The sequence below is a fragment of the Paractinoplanes ovalisporus genome, assembly GCF_016834655.1.
GTDB lineage: Bacteria > Actinomycetota > Actinomycetes > Mycobacteriales > Micromonosporaceae > Actinoplanes > Actinoplanes ovalisporus.
Window position 1 is genome coordinate 337,783 of sequence record NZ_JAENHP010000007.1, and the last position, 18,024, is coordinate 355,806.

14 protein-coding genes are annotated in these 18,024 nt (G+C 69.6%); 11 read left to right on the forward strand and 3 right to left on the reverse strand.

The features are described 5' to 3' along the window. The first annotated feature begins 103 nt into the window (after positions 1-103). The 6 genes from JIG36_RS23760 to mraY all read left to right on the forward strand — a co-directional run bounded on the left by JIG36_RS23760 (position 104) and on the right by mraY (position 7,093). Entirely contained in the window at positions 104-1,339 is a 1,236-nt protein-coding gene (locus tag JIG36_RS23760) for an ABC transporter substrate-binding protein (protein ID WP_236048106.1), read from the forward strand. A 4-nt stretch (positions 1,340-1,343) separates the two neighbouring features. Continuing rightward, positions 1,344-2,246, forward strand: a complete 903-nt coding sequence (locus JIG36_RS23765) for a carbohydrate ABC transporter permease (RefSeq protein WP_203378571.1) — start codon at positions 1,344-1,346, stop codon at positions 2,244-2,246. Further along, entirely contained in the window at positions 2,239-3,060 is an 822-nt protein-coding gene (locus JIG36_RS23770; RefSeq protein WP_203378572.1) for a carbohydrate ABC transporter permease, read from the forward strand. Before JIG36_RS23765 ends, JIG36_RS23770 begins: the two co-directional genes overlap by 8 nt. 5 nt (positions 3,061-3,065) lie before the next feature. Continuing rightward, positions 3,066-4,379, forward strand: coding sequence for a DUF4832 domain-containing protein (locus JIG36_RS23775; protein ID WP_203378573.1), 1,314 nt, complete (start codon positions 3,066-3,068; stop codon positions 4,377-4,379). A 90-nt stretch (positions 4,380-4,469) separates the two neighbouring features. Next, positions 4,470-5,843 carry a GGDEF domain-containing protein gene (locus JIG36_RS54170; RefSeq protein ID WP_203378574.1) on the forward strand — a complete coding sequence of 458 codons (1,374 nt, stop codon included), beginning with the start codon at positions 4,470-4,472 and terminating at the stop codon, positions 5,841-5,843. 146 nt (positions 5,844-5,989) lie between these two features. Continuing rightward, positions 5,990-7,093 carry a phospho-N-acetylmuramoyl-pentapeptide-transferase gene (gene mraY, locus JIG36_RS23785; protein WP_203378575.1) on the forward strand — a complete coding sequence of 368 codons (1,104 nt, stop codon included), beginning with the start codon at positions 5,990-5,992 and terminating at the stop codon, positions 7,091-7,093. 48 nt (positions 7,094-7,141) lie between these two features. Here the strand turns inward: mraY and JIG36_RS23790 are convergent, their stop codons facing one another. From JIG36_RS23790 to JIG36_RS23800, 3 genes are all read right to left on the reverse strand, one after another. Further along, positions 7,142-8,401 carry a right-handed parallel beta-helix repeat-containing protein gene (locus JIG36_RS23790; RefSeq protein ID WP_203378576.1) on the reverse strand — a complete coding sequence of 420 codons (1,260 nt, stop codon included), beginning with the start codon at positions 8,399-8,401 and terminating at the stop codon, positions 7,142-7,144. Positions 8,402-8,430: 29 nt separating this feature from the next. Further along, on the reverse strand, positions 8,431-8,718 hold the full coding sequence (locus JIG36_RS23795; protein ID WP_236048107.1) for a hypothetical protein: 288 nt from the start codon (positions 8,716-8,718) through the stop codon (positions 8,431-8,433). 92 nt (positions 8,719-8,810) lie between these two features. Continuing rightward, positions 8,811-9,698 (reverse strand): AraC family transcriptional regulator, encoded by an 888-nt coding sequence (locus tag JIG36_RS23800; protein WP_203378578.1) that lies wholly within the window; start codon positions 9,696-9,698, stop codon positions 8,811-8,813. Positions 9,699-9,940: 242 nt separating this feature from the next. Between JIG36_RS23800 and JIG36_RS23805 the strand changes: the two genes are divergently transcribed. From JIG36_RS23805 to JIG36_RS23825, 5 genes are read left to right on the forward strand one after another with little or no spacing between them, the layout of a single operon-like run. Then, positions 9,941-11,134: an ABC transporter substrate-binding protein gene (locus tag JIG36_RS23805; RefSeq protein ID WP_203378579.1), complete on the forward strand. Its 1,194-nt coding sequence runs from the start codon at positions 9,941-9,943 to the stop codon at positions 11,132-11,134. Then, positions 11,131-11,991, forward strand: coding sequence for a carbohydrate ABC transporter permease (locus tag JIG36_RS23810; protein ID WP_307872884.1), 861 nt, complete (start codon positions 11,131-11,133; stop codon positions 11,989-11,991). Before JIG36_RS23805 ends, JIG36_RS23810 begins: the two co-directional genes overlap by 4 nt. Beyond that, positions 11,988-12,818 carry a carbohydrate ABC transporter permease gene (locus JIG36_RS23815; RefSeq protein ID WP_203378580.1) on the forward strand — a complete coding sequence of 277 codons (831 nt, stop codon included), beginning with the start codon at positions 11,988-11,990 and terminating at the stop codon, positions 12,816-12,818. The genes JIG36_RS23810 and JIG36_RS23815 overlap by 4 nt, the downstream gene beginning before the upstream one ends. A 43-nt stretch (positions 12,819-12,861) precedes the next feature. Then, entirely contained in the window at positions 12,862-15,099 is a 2,238-nt protein-coding gene (locus JIG36_RS23820; protein ID WP_236048108.1) for a family 78 glycoside hydrolase catalytic domain, read from the forward strand. Next, positions 15,096-18,020, forward strand: a complete 2,925-nt coding sequence (locus tag JIG36_RS23825; RefSeq protein WP_203378581.1) for a GH92 family glycosyl hydrolase — start codon at positions 15,096-15,098, stop codon at positions 18,018-18,020. The genes JIG36_RS23820 and JIG36_RS23825 overlap by 4 nt, the downstream gene beginning before the upstream one ends. The last annotated feature ends 4 nt before the right edge of the window (positions 18,021-18,024 follow it).

The window sequence follows — 18,024 nt, forward strand, 5'->3', positions numbered from 1 at the left end:
CGTCTCTTGTGAGTCATGGATGCCGTGCATTAATTTCCATGCACCCCAGGATAATTCCCGGCATCAATCTGATGAGGGCGATGAGATGCGCACCTTCATGCGAATGGGTACCGCCCTGCTGGCGGCAAGCTTGGCCCTGACCGGCTGCTCCGGCGGCGACGACGGAAACGGCGGCGATGGAAAAGACGGCCCCGTCACGCTGACCTACGCGGTGTGGGACCAGAACCAGAAGGCGGCCATGCAGGAACTGGCCACCGACTTCACCCGCACCCACCCCGAGATCACCATCGACGTCCAGCTCACCCCCTGGGAGGGCTACTGGACGAAGCTCAAGGCCGCGGCGACCGGTGGCGCGGCCCCCGACGTGTTCTGGATGAACGGCCCCAACTTCCAGCTCTACGCGGCCAACAAGGTCATCGCACCCAACCCCGAACCGGCCGACATGTCGGTCTATCCGAAGCCACTGGTCGACCTTTACACGTACGAGGGAAAGAATTTCGGACTGCCGAAGGACATGGACACCGTCGGCGTCTGGTACAACAAGAAGCTCTTCGACGCCAAGAAGGTGCCGTATCCGAAGGACGGCTGGACCTGGGCCGACTTCCAGGCCACGGCGGCCCGGCTCACCGACGCCAAAGCGGGTGTCTACGGCACCGCGGCCTCGCTGAGCAGCTTCCAGGAATACCAGTACGACACCATCGCGCAGGCCGGCGGGTTCGTCATCACGCCCGACGGCAAACGGTCCGGCTACGACGACCCGAAAACCATTGCCGGGCTCAAGTTCTGGACCGATCTGATCGCCGGCAAGCAGTCGCCCGACCTCAAGACGATGACCGACACCGTGCCGCTGCAACTGTTCGAGGCCGGCAAGATCGCGATGTACTGGGGCGGGTCGTGGAACGCCGCCGAATTCACCGGAAACGGCTACACCAAGGGCAAGGTCGACGTCGCGCCGCTGCCCAGGGGTGAGAAGCAGGCGACCGTCATCCACGGCGTGGCCAACGTCGTCGGCGCCAAGACCGAACATCCGCAGCAGGCCTGGGAATTCGTCAAATATCTGGGCTCCAAGCCGGCCGCCGAGATCCTCGGAAAGAAAGGACCGATTCCCGCGTACGCCGGCACGCAGTCCGACTGGGTGAAAGCGCACCCGGACATGAATCTCCAGGTGTTCCTCGACGCGGTCGATTATGCGGTGCCCTATCCGGTCTCGAAGAACACCGCGGCCTGGAACGAGGCCGAGCTGACCCACCTGACCAAGGCGTGGAGCGGGCAGCAACCGGTGGAGCAGGCCGCCACCGAGCTCGCCGCCACGATGAACGACCTGCTCGCCAAGGAGTGAGCGGGTGACACGGCGACGGGACCGGATCACCGAGGCGCTGTGGGCCTACGCGTTCATCGCGCCCCTCGCGCTCGGGCTGGGCGTCTTCTATCTCTGGCCGGTGCTGCAGACGGCGTACTTCTCGTTCACCGAATGGGGTGCGTTCGGCGGCCACGAATGGTCAGGCACGGATAATTATGTACGGCTGGCGCACGACCCCGAGGTGGGCCGCGCGCTCGTCAACACGATCTCGTACACCGTGCTCGGCCTGGTCTCGATCCCGCTCGCCGTGGTCTTCGCCGCGTTGCTCAACCGCCGGATGCGCGGCGTCGGCGTCTACCGCACCCTGTTCTTCCTGCCCGTGGTCACCATGCCGGTCGCCGTCGCGATGGTGTGGCGCTGGCTCTACAACGGCGACTACGGGCTCATCAACTACGTGCTGTCGCTGGCCGGGATCGATGGGCCGAACTGGATCGCCGACCCGACCACGGCCCTGTTCGCCCTGGTGGTGATCGGCGTCTGGAGCAGCCTCGGCTACAACCTGATCATCTTCCTGGCCGGCATGCAGGCCATCCCGGCCGAGTACTACGAGGCGGCCGCGCTCGACGGCGCCGGCCCGGTGCGGCAATTCCTGCGGATCACGGTGCCGCTGCTGTCGCCGACCGCGTTCTTCGTCTCGGTCGTCTCGGTGATCGGCTCGCTGCAGCTGTTCGACCTGGTCTTCGTGATCGCCGGTTCCGGGGCCTCGGCGCGGGCCAACCCGGCCTACCCGCGGCTGCAGACCGTCGTTGCGCTCTTCTACGACCGGGCCTTCGTCACCAACGATCGCGGCTACGCGGCCGCCGTCGTCATGGTGCTGCTGCTCATCATCGCCGCCCTGACCCTGACCCAGTTCCGCCTGCAGCGCCGGTGGGTGCACTATGCGTAGGCCGTCGCCCTCCCGCGTGCTGCTGCACACCGTGCTGGTCGCGGCCTCGCTGGCCATGGTGGCGCCGTTCCTGTGGCAGATCGTCACGTCGCTGAAGTCGCTCAGCGAGGCCACCACCGTGCCGCCGACGTTGCTGCCCGAGGGCCGGTGGGAGAACTACGGGCGGGTCTTCGACCTGCTGCCCTTCGGCACCCAGTTCCGCAACACTGTGATCGTGGCCCTCGCCCGTACGGCCGGGCAGGTCCTGCTCTGCTCTCTGGCCGCCTACGCGTTCGCGCGGCTGCGTTTCCCGGGCCGCGGCGTGCTCTTCGGCGTGCTGCTGTCGGTGCTCATGGTGCCGCCGCAGCTGTTCATCATCCCGCAGTACCAGATCATGTCGTCGCTGGGCTGGCTCAACAGCCTGCAGGCGCTGATCGTGCCTGGCCTGTTCAGCGCGTTCGGGGTGTTCCTGCTGCGGCAGTTCTTTCTCGGCCTGCCGTTGGAACTGGAGGAGGCGGCCCGCCTCGACGGCGCCGGGCCGGTCCGCATCTACTGGTCGATCATGCTGCCGCTGGCCCGCCCGGGTCTGCTCGCCCTGGCCGTGCTGGTGCTGATCTGGTCGTGGAACGACCTGTTCTGGCCGCTGGTGGTCAACAGCGACCCGGACACCATGCCGCTCTCGGCCGGGCTGGCCTCGCTGCAGGGTCAGTTCCAGACCGACTATCCCGTGCTCATGGCCGGTTCGCTGCTCGCGTCGCTGCCGGTCATCGCCGTTTTCGTGTTCCTGCAACGCCAGTTCATTCAAGGCATCGCACAGACCGGAATAAAGGGGTGAGGAACATGTCCGTACGACGGTGGGTTTCTGGAGCCGCCGCGATCGTCCTGAGCGCTTCTCTGATAGCCGCGGCCGCTCCCAGCCGGGTCACCTATCAGGCCAGCAGTGCCGATTTCGCCAACCCGGAACGTGGCCTCTATCACCACACGAGCAGCTGCGACGCCGGCGCCTTCGACGAGAACGTGCTGCGCGGTTATCGCACGACCGAGAACATCTCGCTGGTCATGTGCATCTTCTATCTGCGCGACTATCGCACCTCGCCGATCAGTGCCGCCGCGCTGACCCACCTGCAGAACCAATTGGACACCGTACGGCGGGCCGGTCTGAAAGTGGTGCTGCGGTTCGCCTACACCGACACCGATGACGCCGACGCCACCCCGAATCAGGTGAGCGCGCACCTCGATCAGCTCGCCCCCTATCTGCAACGCAACGCCGACGTGATCTCGGTCGTGCAGGCCGGGCTGATCGGCACGTGGGGGGAGTGGTGGGACACCCGCAACTTCGGCGACGAGGGGGTGATCAGCGCGCAGAACTGGGCCGACCGCAAACGCGTGACGGACAAACTGCTGAGCGTCCTGCCCGCCTCACGCGCGATCCAACTGCGTACGCCCAAATTCAAGCGCACCATGTACGGCACCGGGGCCGTGCCGCGAATCGGCCACCACAACGACTGCTTCCTGGCCAGCCCGGACGACTACGGCACCTACGAGAACCCGGCCGTCGAGTATCCCTACCTGCAGCAGGACACCCGCACCAACCCGATGGGCGGCGAGACCTGCGTGGTGAACCCGCCGCGGTCCCAGTGCCCGACGGCGGTCTCGGAGCTGTCCGGCTTCCACTGGTCGTACCTCAACGTCAACTACAACCCCGACGTCATCGCCGGTTTCGCCGCCGAGGGCTGCCTGCCCGACATCAAGCGCAAACTCGGCTACCGGCTCACCCTGACCAGCGGCACCTATCCCTCCAGCGCGAGCCGGGGCGGGCCGCTGGCGATCAGCATCGGCCTGCGCAACGACGGCTGGGCCGCGCCCTACAACCCTCGCACCGTACGGCTCGTGCTCCGCTCGAACACCACCGGCGCGGTGACCCGGATCCCGCTCCCGGCCGACCCGCGCACCTGGCAGCCCGGCGCCACGACCCTGGCCCAGACCGTCACCGTGCCGTCCGCGCTGGCCACCGGTTCGTACCGGCTGCTGCTCGAACTGCCCGACCCGCTGCTGGCGAACCGTCCGGAATACTCGATCCGGCTGGCCAACGAGGGCACCTGGGAGGCCGCGACCGGCTTCAACAACCTGAACGCCACCGTCTCGATCCGGTGACCTGAATTTCTTGGTTGGGCGCTCGCGCGGCCGATAGGAGCCGCGTGAAGCGTCCGCCCGGAGCGTCCGCCCGGAGCCGTCATCCTCGCCGTGGGGATCGCCGGTGGCGTGCCGAAGCTGGTCGCACCGGAGTCCGGCCCGGCCTACCTCAGCTACTTCGCCGTGTTCGCCCTGATCCAGGTGTGGGTGTGGCGGAGCGTGCGGGAGGCGGCGGGGCGGGCGCGGCTCGCCCACGCGGCGATCGCCGGTGGCCTGAGCACCTGGTTCACCGGCGACATCGCGTACGAGCTGGTCTCCCGCGCGTATCCCGACATGGACGTGGTGTGGCCGGCCGAGATCCTCTGGGTCGCGGGCTACCCGCTGCTCGTCGGTGGACTGTTGCTGATGGTCCGGCTGCGGGCGCCGGGCCGGATGCGGGAGGCGGCGCTCGACGTCCTCGCGATGACCACCGTCGTCGCCTCGCTGTTCTGGCAGTTCTACGTCGCGCCTCAGCTGGCCGGCGAACACGGCGCCGTCAACGTCGCCCTGATGGTGTTCTACCCGTTCGGCGACGTGCTGCTGTTCGTGGCCGGGGCGCTGCTCGCGCTGGCGCCCGGCGTGTGGTCCGGCCCGACCCGATACCTGCTGTCCGCCCTGATCGCGTGGTTCGTCGCCGACATGGTGGCCTCGAGCACCGCGCTCTGGGCGCCGGACTTCGACGGCGCCCACCTGGACGCCGTCTATCTGGTCGCCAACTGTCTCGTCGCGGCCGCCCTGTGCCACCGGGACGCGAGCCGGCTCTCGGAGCCCCACCCGCGCCATGCACGACGACTGCACCCGGCCCGGATGGTGTTCCTGGGCATCGCACTGCTCGCCCTGCCGGCGGTCAGCGCGGCCCGGACCGGCGAATCGGCGGCGGCCCGGTTCACCACGCTCGGCACGATGGTCGTGCTCACGGTCATCGTGCTGATCCGGTTCATGCTCATGGTCCGCACCACCGAACAGGCCCGGGCCGCGGTGGCCCACCAGGCGGCCCACGACCAGCTGACCGGGCTGGTGAACCGGCCGGAATTACTCGTACGGCTGTCCGCCGCGCTGCGGGAGCGCGACGCCCGCCCGGTGGTGCACTTCCTCGACCTCAACGGCTTCAAGGCGGTCAACGACGTGTACGGCCATGCGGCGGGCGACGCCGTGCTGGCCGGAGTAGCCGAGCGGCTGCGGGCGGCCGTCCGGGAGCCGGACACGGTGGCCCGGCTCGGCGGCGACGAGTTCGTGGTGCTCTCGGAGGCCACCGACGATGACGCCGCGTTCACCGATCGGCTACGGCACGCGGTCGAGCAGCCCACCTTCTTCGACGGGCACGAGCTGAGGGTCGGGGTGAGCATCGGCGTGGTCGCGGCGGCCGACCTCGACGAACCCACCGCCGAGTCCCTGCTGGCCACGGCCGACGCCGGCATGTACCGCGAGAAGGCCCTCGCCGCATAGACGGCTGGCGCTCGCCGCATAGACGGCCGGCGCTCGCGGCATGGACGGCCGGCGCTCGCCGCATGGACGGCCCGGCGCGAACCCGCTTGCCGCCGGATGGCAAGCTCATGCTCCGTGACCCATGATTTCGCGAAGGACCACCGCTCATGAGGGCGGTCATCGTCGCGGCCGCGGTCGCGTTCATCGTGTCCCTGCTCGTCACGCCGGTCGCGATCCGCGTCTTCACCGCGCTCAAGGCCGGACAGCCGATCCGGTCCATCGGCCCGGCCACCCACCTGACCAAGACGGGCACCCCCACCATGGGCGGTGTCGCGTTCATCCTGGCCACCGTCGTCGCCTACGTGGCCGGGCACATCGCCCTGACCACCCTGCCCGAACGGCAGATCGCGCAGGAGGGGCCGACCATGACGGCCCTCGTCCTGCTCGGCCTGTTCGTGCTGTGCGGCGCCGTCGGGTTCCTCGACGACCTGCTCAAGGTGCGGCGGCGCAACTCCGACGGGCTGTCGGCCAAGGGCAAGCTGCTCGGTCAGGCGCTCGTCGGCAGCGGGTTCGGCATCGCCGCGCTCTATGTCGCCAGCACCAACGGCCAGACCGTGGCCAGCGAGAAGATCTCGTTCATCCGCGACATCAGCTGGCTCGACGTCGGCAAGGTGGGCTCGGTGATCGTGTTCGTCTTCGTGATCACGGCGATGTCGAACGGCGTGAACCTCACCGACGGGCTCGACGGCCTGGCCACCGGCGCCTCGGTGCTGGTGCTCGGGGCATACGCGCTGATCGGCTTCTGGCAGTACCGCCACTGGTGCGCCGACGACACGTACACCCGCGCGAACGAATACTGCTACCAGGTGCGAGATCCCTTGGAGATCGCCATGATCGCGGCCGCGGCGGCCGCCGCCTGCGTGGGCTTCCTGTGGTGGAACACGTCGCCGGCGCGGATCTTCATGGGTGACGTGGGCTCGCTCGCGCTCGGCGGCCTGATCGGCGGGCTCGCGGTGGCCACCCGCACCACGCTGCTCTCCATCCTGATCGGCGGCCTGTTCGTCCTCATCACGGTCACCTGGGTGATCCAGATCGTCTCGTTCCGGACCACCGGGCGGCGTGTCTTCCGGATGGTTCCGCTGCACCACCACTTCGAGCTGGCCGGGTGGAGCGAGGTCAACATCGTGGTCCGGTTCTGGATCGTGGCCGGCCTGTCGGTGGCGGTCGGCCTCGGCCTGTTCTATTCCGACTTCCTGGCCAACGTCGGGTAGTCGGGTAGGCCCTGTTCCGTAGGCCGGCCCGCGGAACAGGGCCCAGGATCACTGACCCTGCAGGGCGCGGCCGGCCCGGGCCGAGGCGTGGGTGTACCAGTAGCCGCCGGGGCCGGACACGGTGTTGGCGAACACGGCGACGTCGGTGATGGTGAGCCCGCCGACCGCGTCGTGGACGGCCAGCAGCGGGCGTGCGGCGTCGGTCGTGGCGACGACGTTGTCGACCACGTCGACCCGGCTCAGGCTGTTCGCATAGGCCTTGACGTAGATGCCGCCCGCGCAGCCCGAGAGCATGTTGCCCCGGATCGTGAGCCGCTGGGTGTCCTGCGGCCCGACGGCGTCGTACTTCGTGGCGGTCACGGAGTTGAACTCGATCGCGACGTCGGTGTGGGGCGAACCGGCGACGCTCGTGTGCGACCCGGCGAAACGGCCCCAGCCGGGTTTGCTGCCGGACGGGCCGCACTCGTTGTCGACCAGCCGGATGTTCGCGCAGGCCGTGTTGTCGGCGGCGCCGGCCCAGGTGGTGGTGGCGACCGCGGTGTCGAGCTGCACGGCCTCACCGTGCCAGAGGCCGACCGTCGGGTCTTCGACCCAGCCCAGGAAGTGACAGTTGGACACCGTCGCGGTGTGCACCGCGTTCAGCTCGATGGCGTGCCACCACTTCACGTTGTAGATGTACACGCCGTCGATCTCGACATCGGCGGTGTGCTGCATCGTGATGACGTTCATCGGCGGCGCGGCGGTCGCCTTGGCCTGGTCGTCGGTGCTCGCCCCCTGGATCGCCGACCAGATCGGATCCCACGAGCCGCCCTGGATCCGGATGTTGCCGGGCGCCCGGTAGCCGCCGGTGCCGGCCGACGGCACGTGATTGAGCACCATCGTGGCGTGCGAGACCGCGCCGGCCGTCCGGACGCTCGAGAACGTCGGTCCGTACGCCGGAGTCGCCGAGTGGGCGTTCGAGGTGTCGGTCGTGTACGTCTGCGCGACGGTCGGAAAAGCCGCCAGGATCCGGGCGCCCCTCGCGTCGAGGTGAGTGTCACCGCCGATGATGAGCGTGTCCCGCAGCGTGATGGTGGTGCCCGACCCGATCCGGACGATGATCCGTCCACGGTCGTCGCGGCCGGCGGCATTTTCGATCCCGTTGGCGGCGTCGTCCAGCGCCCGCCGCAGGCCGGTGGTGGCCGGGTCTTCACCGGTGACCGCCGGATTGATCGCGGCCCGGGCCCCCGTGACGCCGACCTGCCCGAGAACCGCCGCCCCGCCGGCCACGACTCCGGCCCGCAGGACATTTCGACGCGTTGTGCTCATGATCCTCCCCCGTTGAGGCGGGGAAGATATCACGGCTGTCGATGACTCAGCAGTCCGTCGATGATGACGCTGAGTTTCCAGCCCGCGTACGCCTGACTGTCGCGCCCGGCAGTGGTCATGGCTGAGCCCAGGGCGTGGATCGTCGGGTAGTCGTCCGCGGACAGGTTGCCATAGACGGCGTCGAGCCGGGAGCCCTCGGCCCGGGACATGGCCTCTTCGGTGGCCGCCGCCGCCCGCTGGTCGCGCCGCCGGGCCGCCAGCTCGAGGGCCGACGACGTGACGTACTGGTCTAGCACGCCGGCGGGTGGCTGGCGCATCACCCGGGGCGACCTCGCACGCTTCATCGTCGGGGAGCTCGCCGCCCGTCGATGGTCGCGTCAGGCGCCGAGTCTGGCCGAATAAAAGCAGTTCAGATGAGCGGCGTACGGGCCCGGGCGTCGCTCGGTGGGTAGCGGAACTGACGCCGGAACTCGCGGGAGAAGTGCAGCGGATCGGTGAAGCCGACCCCGCGGGCGACGTCGTTGATGGGGCGTTTGCTGGTACGCAGGATGTCGGCCGCGAACAGCAGCCGCTCCCGCCGGATCCAGGCGGTCGGGGAGAGCCCGGTGTGGCGGCGGAACCGGCGTTCGGCCGTGGAGACGCTGCACCCGGCCACCCGGGCCAGGGTCGTGGTCGAGAGCGGGTCGGCGATGTGGGACCGGACGTACTCCATCATCACCGCCGTGCCCGGGGGCGGGGTCTCGGTGACCTCGGCCCGGGAGTCCTCGCGGAACAGCACCCGGGCGATCAGGACGCCGAAGGAGCGCAGGACGGCGTCCTCGGGTTCGTCGTCGGTGAAGTATTCGACCGCGGCCTCGCCGAGCCGGGTCGCCTGGCGGGCGGTGACGGGGGAGAGCCGGTGGGTGGTCTCCAGGCCGGGCCACGGCCGGTTCTGCCGCCCGGCGAGCCGGTGCAGCGGGTCGCGCGGGCCGTGACCGGCCCAGGGGACGACCGGGAGGCCGCGGTCGTGCCAGGGCAGCAGGTGTGCGGCTCCGGTGAGGAACGGTTCGGACCGGTCGGCCCGGTAGCGCACGTCGGTCATCCACGGAAAGAGCACGGCGTCACCGGGTGACAGGTCGAGCTTGGTGCCGCGGACCTCGGCCGAGCCGCGCCCGGCGATCACCCAGAACAGCATCCGGCTGCCGATCGACCGGACCCAGTAGTCGTCGCCGCTGGAGAACTGGAAGTGGTTGGCGCGCAGGAGCACGACTTGGCGGTACCAGGCCGGGTCTTCGACCTGACTGCCGATTCTGTCCATGTTTTGCGTTTCCTAATCCATTCTCGGCCCCGTTGCTGGACCGTAGAGTCGGAACCCGGCGCACGTCATTCTGCCCTGCTTGTGCGCTTGATTGAAAGGGATTGCCCTCCGGGAGGAAGCACGTGCGAGGAAGAAGAACGGTCGTCAGCGCGCTGACGATTCTGGCCATAACATCCGTCACAGCCTGTTCCGCGGGAAGCCTGGGTTCGTCCGAGGACACCGATGGCGCCACCAAGATTACGATGCTCACCGACGCCGACGAGGGCAGCCAGTCCGACGCCAAGGCGATGGTCGCCGCCTTCCAGAAGGCCAACCCGGGCGTCGTGGTCGACGTGCAGGCCAAGCCCAGCGGGACGGACGGCGACAACCTGATCAAGACCCGTCTGCAGACCGGCACCATGACCGACGTCTTCACGTACGGATCCGGGTCGCTGTTCCAGCAGATCGCGCCGGCCAACAACCTGGCCGCGCTGACCGGTGACGCCGCGGTGGCGAAGGTCGACGAGGCCTACCTGCCGCAGGTCTCGGTCGGCAGCGACGTCTACGGCGTCCCGTGGGGCAACGCCTTCGCCGGCGGCGTCATGTACAACAAGAAGGTCTTCGAGCAGCTGAACCTGCAGGTGCCGAAGAGCTGGAGCGAGTTCCTGGCCACGGCCGACAAGATCAAGGCCGCCAAGATCGCCCCGGTGATCCAGACCTACGGCGAGACGTGGACCTCCCAGCTGTTCGTGCTCGGCGACTTCCACAACGTCGCCGCGGCCGCACCGCAGTGGGCGGCCGACTACACGGCCAACAAGGCCAAGTATGCGACCACCCCGGCCGCGCTGGCCGGTTTCGAGCACCTGCAGGAGGTGCACGACAAGGGCCTGATGAACTCCGACTTCGCGTCGGCCAAGGTGCCCGACGGCCTGCGCCTGCTGGCCTCCGGCAAGGGCGCGATGTATCCCATCCTGTCGGGCGTGCTGCCGCAGCTCGAGCAGGTCGCCCCGGACAACGTCGACGACATCGGGTTCTTCGCCCTGCCCGGCCCGGACGCCGCGACCAACGGGCTCACGGCGTGGTTCCCCAACGGTGTCTACATCCCCAAGAGCACGAGCGGGCCGAAGCTCGAGGCCGCGAAGAAGTTCCTCGGCTTCGTCGCCAGCCCGGCCGGGTGTGAGGTGATGGCCGCGTCCAACAAGCCGACCGGCCCGTTCATGGTGCAGGGGTGCTCCCTGCCGGCCGACGTCCCGCAGGTCACCAAGGACATCCAGACCTACTTCGACGAGAAGAAGCAGTCACCGGCGCTCGAGTTCCTGTCGCCGGTGAAGGGGCCGAACCTCGAGCAGCTGTGCGTCGAGGTCGGGTCGGGCATCTCGAAGGCGGACAAGGCGGCCGCGCTCTATGACCAGGACGTCAAGAAGCAGGCTCAGCAGCTGGGGCTCGAGGGCTGGTGAAAAGGCTCAGTCCGTACCCGAACTGGTTCTACCTGCCCGGGGCGATCATCTATGCGGTGCTGTTCCTGGTCCCGACGCTGCTGTCGTTCTACTTCAGCCTCACCCGCTGGACCATCTTCGACAGCGAGTTCATCGGGCTGGACAACTTCGTGCAGTTCTTCTCCGAGCCCGCGCTGGTGAAGGGTTTTGTCAACACCTTCATCTACGCGGTGGTGACCTCGGGGGCCAAGGTGGTTCTGGGTATGGCGCTGGGCCTGCTGCTCACCTCGCAGATCGTCGGCCGTGGCTACCTGCGGGCGGTGGTGTTCTTCCCCGTGCTGGTGTCCACGGTCGGCGTGGGGCTGACGTTCCAGGTGCTGATGAACCCCGAGCGCGGCGCCATCAACGCCGCCCTCGGGCTCTTCGGCTTCGACGGGCCGGGCTGGCTGACCGACCCGTCGCTGGCCCTGCTCTCGGTCGCGCTGGTCGACGTCTGGAAGGGCGTCGGCCTGGCCACGGTCATCTACATGGCCGGCATCGTCAGCATCCCGGCCGAATACCGGGAGGCGGCCAAGATGGACGGCGCCGGGCCGTGGGCGGCGTTCCGCAAGGTCATCCTGCCGCTGTCGTGGCCGGCCACCTCGACCGTCGTCACGCTCTCGCTGATCGGCGGTCTGCGCTCCTTCGACCTGATCTGGGCCATGACCAAGGGCGGGCCCGGCTTCACCTCCGACGTCATCGCGTCGGTCATCTACAAGCAGTACCAGGCCGGTTTCTACGGGCTGTCGACCGCGGGCAACGTCGTCCTCTTCGTCGCCGTGACCGCCGTCGTCGTCCCGCTCACCCGGTTCCTGGCCAGTAAAGAGGTGAACGCATGAACCGCGCGCTGACCCGCTGGGGGCTGGGCGGCCTGGCCATCCTGTCCAGCATCGTCGTCTTCCTCGTGCCGTTCGCCTTCATCGTCACCACCGCCGTCATGGACTCCCGCCAGGCCGGGGAGTTCACCCTGGCCTGGCCCCGGCAGTTCCAGTTCGTCGAGAACCTCACGACGGTGCTGCAGACCCGCGACTACCTGCTCGTCATCGCGTTCATCAACTCGACGGTCCTGACCGTCGTCTCGGTGACGGCGCTGGTGATCCTGGGCGCGATGGTGGCGTTCGTCCTGCAGCGCCGCAAGAGCCGGCTGACCGGCCTGGCCAACTTCCTCGTGCTGACCGGCCTGATCATGCCGCCCGCGGTCGTGCCGACCATCTGGGTGATGCAGAAGCTGGGCCTGTTCGGCGGGATGCCCGGGCTGATCCTCATCGAGATCACCTATGGGCTCTCGTTCACCGTGCTGCTGTTCCGGGCCTTCCTGGCGACCGTTCCCCGCGAGCTCGACGAGGCCGCGATCATCGACGGCGCCGGGCCGCTGCGCCTGTTCTTCCGGGTCGTGCTGCCGCTGCTGCGACCGGTCACGGTGACGATCATCGTGGTGCAGTCGGTGAACATCTTCAACGACTTCACCAACCCGCTCTACTTCGCGCCGGGCGACCAGAACGCCACGGTCCAGTTGACGCTGTTCAACTTCCAGAGCCAGAACCTGACGTCCTACAACCTGCTCTTCATGGACATCCTGCTCATCACCATCCCCCCGCTGATCATGTATCTGCTGTTCAACCGGCAGATCGTCGCCGGTATGACGTCCGGCGCGGTCAAGGGCTGAGAACTTGGAGACCAAACCCATGCCCCCACGCTGGCAAGCCGTCATGATCACCACCGACGAGGTGGACCAGGCCCCGCTGCTGCGCACCCGTTTCACCCTCGACGACGGGCACGGCGAGGTGACGTCGGCCGTGCTGCACGTGAGCGCGCTCGGCGTCGTCGAGCCGCACCTCGACGGCGAGCCCGTGAGCGAAGACGTTCTCACCCCGGGCTGGAGCAGCTACGAGTGGCGCCTGCGCTACGTCAGCCACGACGTCACCGCGCGGCTGGGCCGGGGCGAGCACGTGCTCGGCCTGGCTCTGGGCAACGGGTGGGCGCGGGGCCGGCTGGGCTGGAACGACGGCCGCGCCTTCTACACCGGCGAGCTCGGCGCGTTCGCGCAGCTGGAGATCACCTTCGCCGACGGCCACCGGCAGGTCGTGGCGACCGGGCCGGACTGGCAGGCCCGGCCGTCGGCGGTGCTCGCCGACGACCTCTACGACGGCCAGACGATCGACGCCCGGCTGCGTGAGCCCCGGTGGGCCGCGGCCGACGGGCCCGAGACCGGCTGGACCGGGGTGCACGCGCTGGAGTTCGACGCGCGCCGCCTGACCGAGCACATCGGACCTCCCGTACGGCGTCACGAAGTCCTTCGTCCCGTTCAGGTCACGCGGTCGCCGAGCGGGAAGACGCTGGTCGACTTCGGCCAGAACCTCGTCGGATGGCTGCGGTTCACGGTGCGCGGCGAGGCGGGCACGGTCATCACCGTCCGCCACGCCGAAGTCCTCGAGAACGACGAACTGGGCACGCGTCCGCTGCGCTCGGCCCGGGCCACCGACCGGTTCGTGCTGTCCGGCGGGCTCGACACGTTCGAGCCCACGCTCACCTTCCACGGTTTCCGCTACGCCGAGGTCTCGGGCTGGCCGGGCGAACTGGGCCGCGACGACCTGGAGGCGGTCGTCGTGCACTCGGCGATGCGCCGCACGGGCGAGTTCGACTGCTCCAACGAGCTCGTCAACCAGTTGCACCGCAACGTCGTCTGGGGGCAGAAGGGCAACTTCCTCGACGTGCCGACCGACTGCCCGCAGCGCGACGAACGCCTCGGCTGGACCGGCGACCTGGCCGTGTTCGGGCCCACCGCGGCCTACCTGTTCGACGTGTCGTCGTTCCTGCGGGACTGGCTGCGCGACCTCGCCGCCGAGCAGGCCCACAGCCCCGACATCGCCCCGCTGGTCGTCCCCGACATGGTCAAGTTCGAGGAGAACGACGACGTCATCCAGGCCCGGTCGGTGGCCGTCTGGTCCGATGTCGCCGTCTGGCTGCCGTGGTCGCTATGGCTCGCCTACGGGGATCGGGACGCCCTGGCCGAGGCCTATCCGGCGGCGAGCGAGCACGTCCGCCGGGCCGAGACGCTGCTGTCACCGAACGGCTTGTGGGACACCGGATTCCAGTACGGGGACTGGCTCGATCCCGACGCGCCGGAGGACAAGGCGTCGGCGGCCAAGGCGGACAAGGGCGTGGTGGCCACCGCGGCGCTCTATCGCAGCGCCCGCACGGCCGCCGACATGGCCCGGCTGCTCGGCCACGCCGAGGACGCCGAAGCGTTCGCGTCGCTGGCCGACCGGTTGCGGACGGCGTTCGGCAAGCACTACGTCTCGGCCGACGGCATAGTCTTCTCTGACTGCGCCACGGTCTACGCCCTGGCCATCGAGTTCGGGCTGCTGGACGGGGACCTGCGGGACCGGGCCGGCGCGCGGCTGGCCGAGCTCGTGGCCGCGTCAGGCTACCGGGTGTCGACCGGGTTCGCCGGAACCCCTTACGTCACCGGCGCGCTGACGTCGACCGGCCACCTCGACGCGGCCTACCGGCTGTTGCTCGAGGAGAGCTGCCCCTCCTGGTTGTACCCGGTGACGATGGGGGCGACGACCATCTGGGAGCGCTGGGACTCGATCCTGCCCGACGGGCGGGTCAACCCGGGCGACATGACCAGCTTCAACCACTACGCGCTGGGGGCGGTCGCCGACTGGCTGCACCGGGTGGTGGCGGGTCTCTCGCCACTGGAGCCGGGCTATGCGCGGTCGCTGATCGCCCCACGGCCCGGCGGCGGGATCACCTGGGCCCACGGTTCGCTCGAGACCCCGTACGGGAAACTCGCGGTTGACTGGAGGAACGAGCCGGGTGGCTTCGAGGCCGACGTCACGGTGCCGCCGGGGACGACCGCCCTGCTGCGGCTGCCCGACGGCACCGAGCACGAGCTCGACGCGGGCGAGCACACGGTCCGCGCCGCTACGGTCGGACAATGAGGACCCTCACCGCGCCGCGCGACGCCGCACGAGTCGAACACACCCTTTCCGGTACGCCGGTGGGGCAGACGATCGGCCCCGGCGACGAGCTCTCGTGGCTCGTCCGGCCCGAGGGCACCGAGGACGTCGCGACGCGCTGGGACGCCACGGCGGTGACCGTCGACGTCCGGCTCGACGACGGCTCCCGGCTCAGCGGTCTCGGCCTGCACGACCAGTACGGCGGCGGGCTGTCCCCGGAGGCGCAGCGCGACGAGCGCCGGCTCTGGCCCGACCAGTGGAACCTGCGCCGCGTGGCCATCGGCGAGGTGGCCGCGGGCCGCCGGATCGAGCAGGTGCAGGTGGTGTTGCTCGGCTCGGCGCAACGAGCCGTCACCGTCCAGGTCGACTCGGTGCGTCTGACCCCGCGGACCCGCCGCGACGACGTGCTGGACCAGGTGCTCACCACCCGCGGCACGAACTCGACCCGGGCCTTCTCGCGGGGCAACACGGCGCCGCTGGTCGGGGTGCCGCACGGCAGCGTCTTCGGGCTGCCGATGACCGATGCCGCCGCCGTCGACTGGCCTTACACGTACGCGTCGACCTCGCTGGCGGCCTTCGCCACCTCGCACATCTCCAGCCCCTGGATGCGCGACTACGGCCAGTTCCAGCTCATGCCCAGCGCTTCGGCCGATCCCGATCCGACGCGCGAGGGCCGGGCGCTTGCGTTCGACCGCGCGGACGAGAGCGCCGGTCCGCACCGGTACGCGGTCCGGCTCGCCGGGGGGATCGAGGCCGAGCTGACGGCGGGCGACGCGGCGATCGCCCTCCGGGTGACCGGCGCCGCGTCGCTCATCCTCGACCACAGCGGTCAGCTCGCCGCCGCCCACGAGTCGGCGGAGGGCGCGACGTGGACTCTCGACGTCACCTTCGCGGCCGTGGGCGAGAAACCGGAAAACCATGTGCACGTACGGGTTCCGGCCGCCGGGCGTTCGTCGGTGCGCCTGCATGAGGGCCGCCTCACCGGTCACGTCGGAGTGGCCGGGCCGGGCCCGGTGGAAGCGATCGTCGGCTACTCAGCCATCTCCCCGGAACAGGCCCGCTCGAACGCGGTCGCCGGCGGGGGATTCGACCGGATGCTGGCCGACGCCGAACGGCGCTGGCGCGAGGTAGTGGGAACGGTCGAGCTCGAGGGCGCGACCGAGGATCAGCGGGTGTCGGTGATGTCGGGGCTCTATCGGGCCTTTCTTTATCCGACGCGCTATGACGAGACGACCGCGCCGGGAGTGGTCCAGGCCCGTTCACCGTACGACGGGGCGCTGGTCGACGGCCCGTTCTCGGCCTCCAACGGTTTCTGGGACACCTACCGCACCGCTTGGCCGCTGCTGACATTGCTCGACCCGGCGAGTGCGGCCCGGCACGCTGATGGCTTCCTCGCACACGGCGAATGGACGCCGCGCTGGAGCGCCCCGGCGGCCGAGGACTGCATGACCGGCACCACCTTCGACCTGGTGTTCGCCGACCTCGTGGCCAAGGAGATGGACGGGCTCGACCTGGAACGGGGATACGCGGCGGCTCGCAAGAACGCCACCGTGCCGTCGCCCGACCCGCGGGTGGGCCGCAAGGGCCTGATCCCGGCCATCTTCCGTGGCTACGTCTCGACCGATACGCCGGAGGGGCTTTCCTGGACCCTCGACAACGCCCTCAACGACGCTGGAATCGCTTTGCTGGCAAGGAAACTGGCCGAGCAATGCGACGACCCTGATCTGCGCGCGGAGGCCGAGTACTTCGCCCGGCGGGCGCTCGGCTACCGCGAGGTGTTCGATCGCGACCGGGGTTTCTTCATCGGACGCGACGCCAACGGCCGCTGGCGCGACGGGTTCGACCCCCTCGAATGGGGCCGCGACTACACCGAGACCACCGCGTGGGGCACCGCGTTCACCGTGCCGCACGACGGCGCCGGCCTGGCGCAGCTGCACGGCGGCGAAGCGGCGCTCGGCCGGGCGCTGGACGCGATGCGGCAGATCCCGGAGACCGCGGAGGACCGCCTGCGCGGGCACTATCCGGAGGTCATCCACGAGATGCGCGAGGCCCGCGACGTGCGCTCCGGGATGCTGGCGCTCTCGAACCAGCCCGCGCACCACATCCCCTTCATGTACATGTTCGCCGGGCGCCATGACGACGCCCATGCCGTGGTCGCCGACGCTCGGCGCCGCTTGTTCGCCGGATCCGACTTCGGGCAGGGATATCCCGGGGACGAGGACAACGGCGAGATGAGCGCCTGGTACGTGTTCACGACCATCGGCCTCTACCCGCTCGTGCCCGCTTCCGGCTCGTACGTGCTCGTCCCGCCCGCCGTCGCCCGCACCCGCATCGCGCCGCGCGGTGGCCGGCCGATCGAGCTGCGCGTGCGCTCGGGACGCCCGGGCGATCCGTACATCCGCGCCGTGCACGTGGACGGCGAACCGTGGGACTCGGTCGTCATCGACCACGCCCGGCTCGTCCGGGGTTGCACCGTCGAATTCGACCTGTCGCCCGAGCCCACCGGGTGGGCCGCGGCGAGCCGGCCACCGTCGGTCGCGGCCCGGGAGCCGCTGCGGGACGCTTGCCGGCCGGACGGCCCGCTGACCGACGACCTGGGTTCACGGGCCGTCCCGCTCGCGGCGGGCGATCAGGTGGAGGTCGCCTTCGACGCGGCGGCCGAGATCTCGCTGCTGACGATCACCGTGGCCACTCCGCTCACGCTCGACGCCACCGTGGAGCTGCTCGACGGTCGGGGCCAGGCGACCGCGAGCCGCACCCTGCACGGCGAGCGGTTCGACTGGCCCGGGCAGACGCGCGTCTTCGCGACCCCACACGGCGCCGCGGCCTCCGGTCTGCGCCTCACCGCCCACGGCGCCGCGGCCCTGACCCAGCTCCAGGCCTTCCCCGCCGAACCCTCCTGACAGC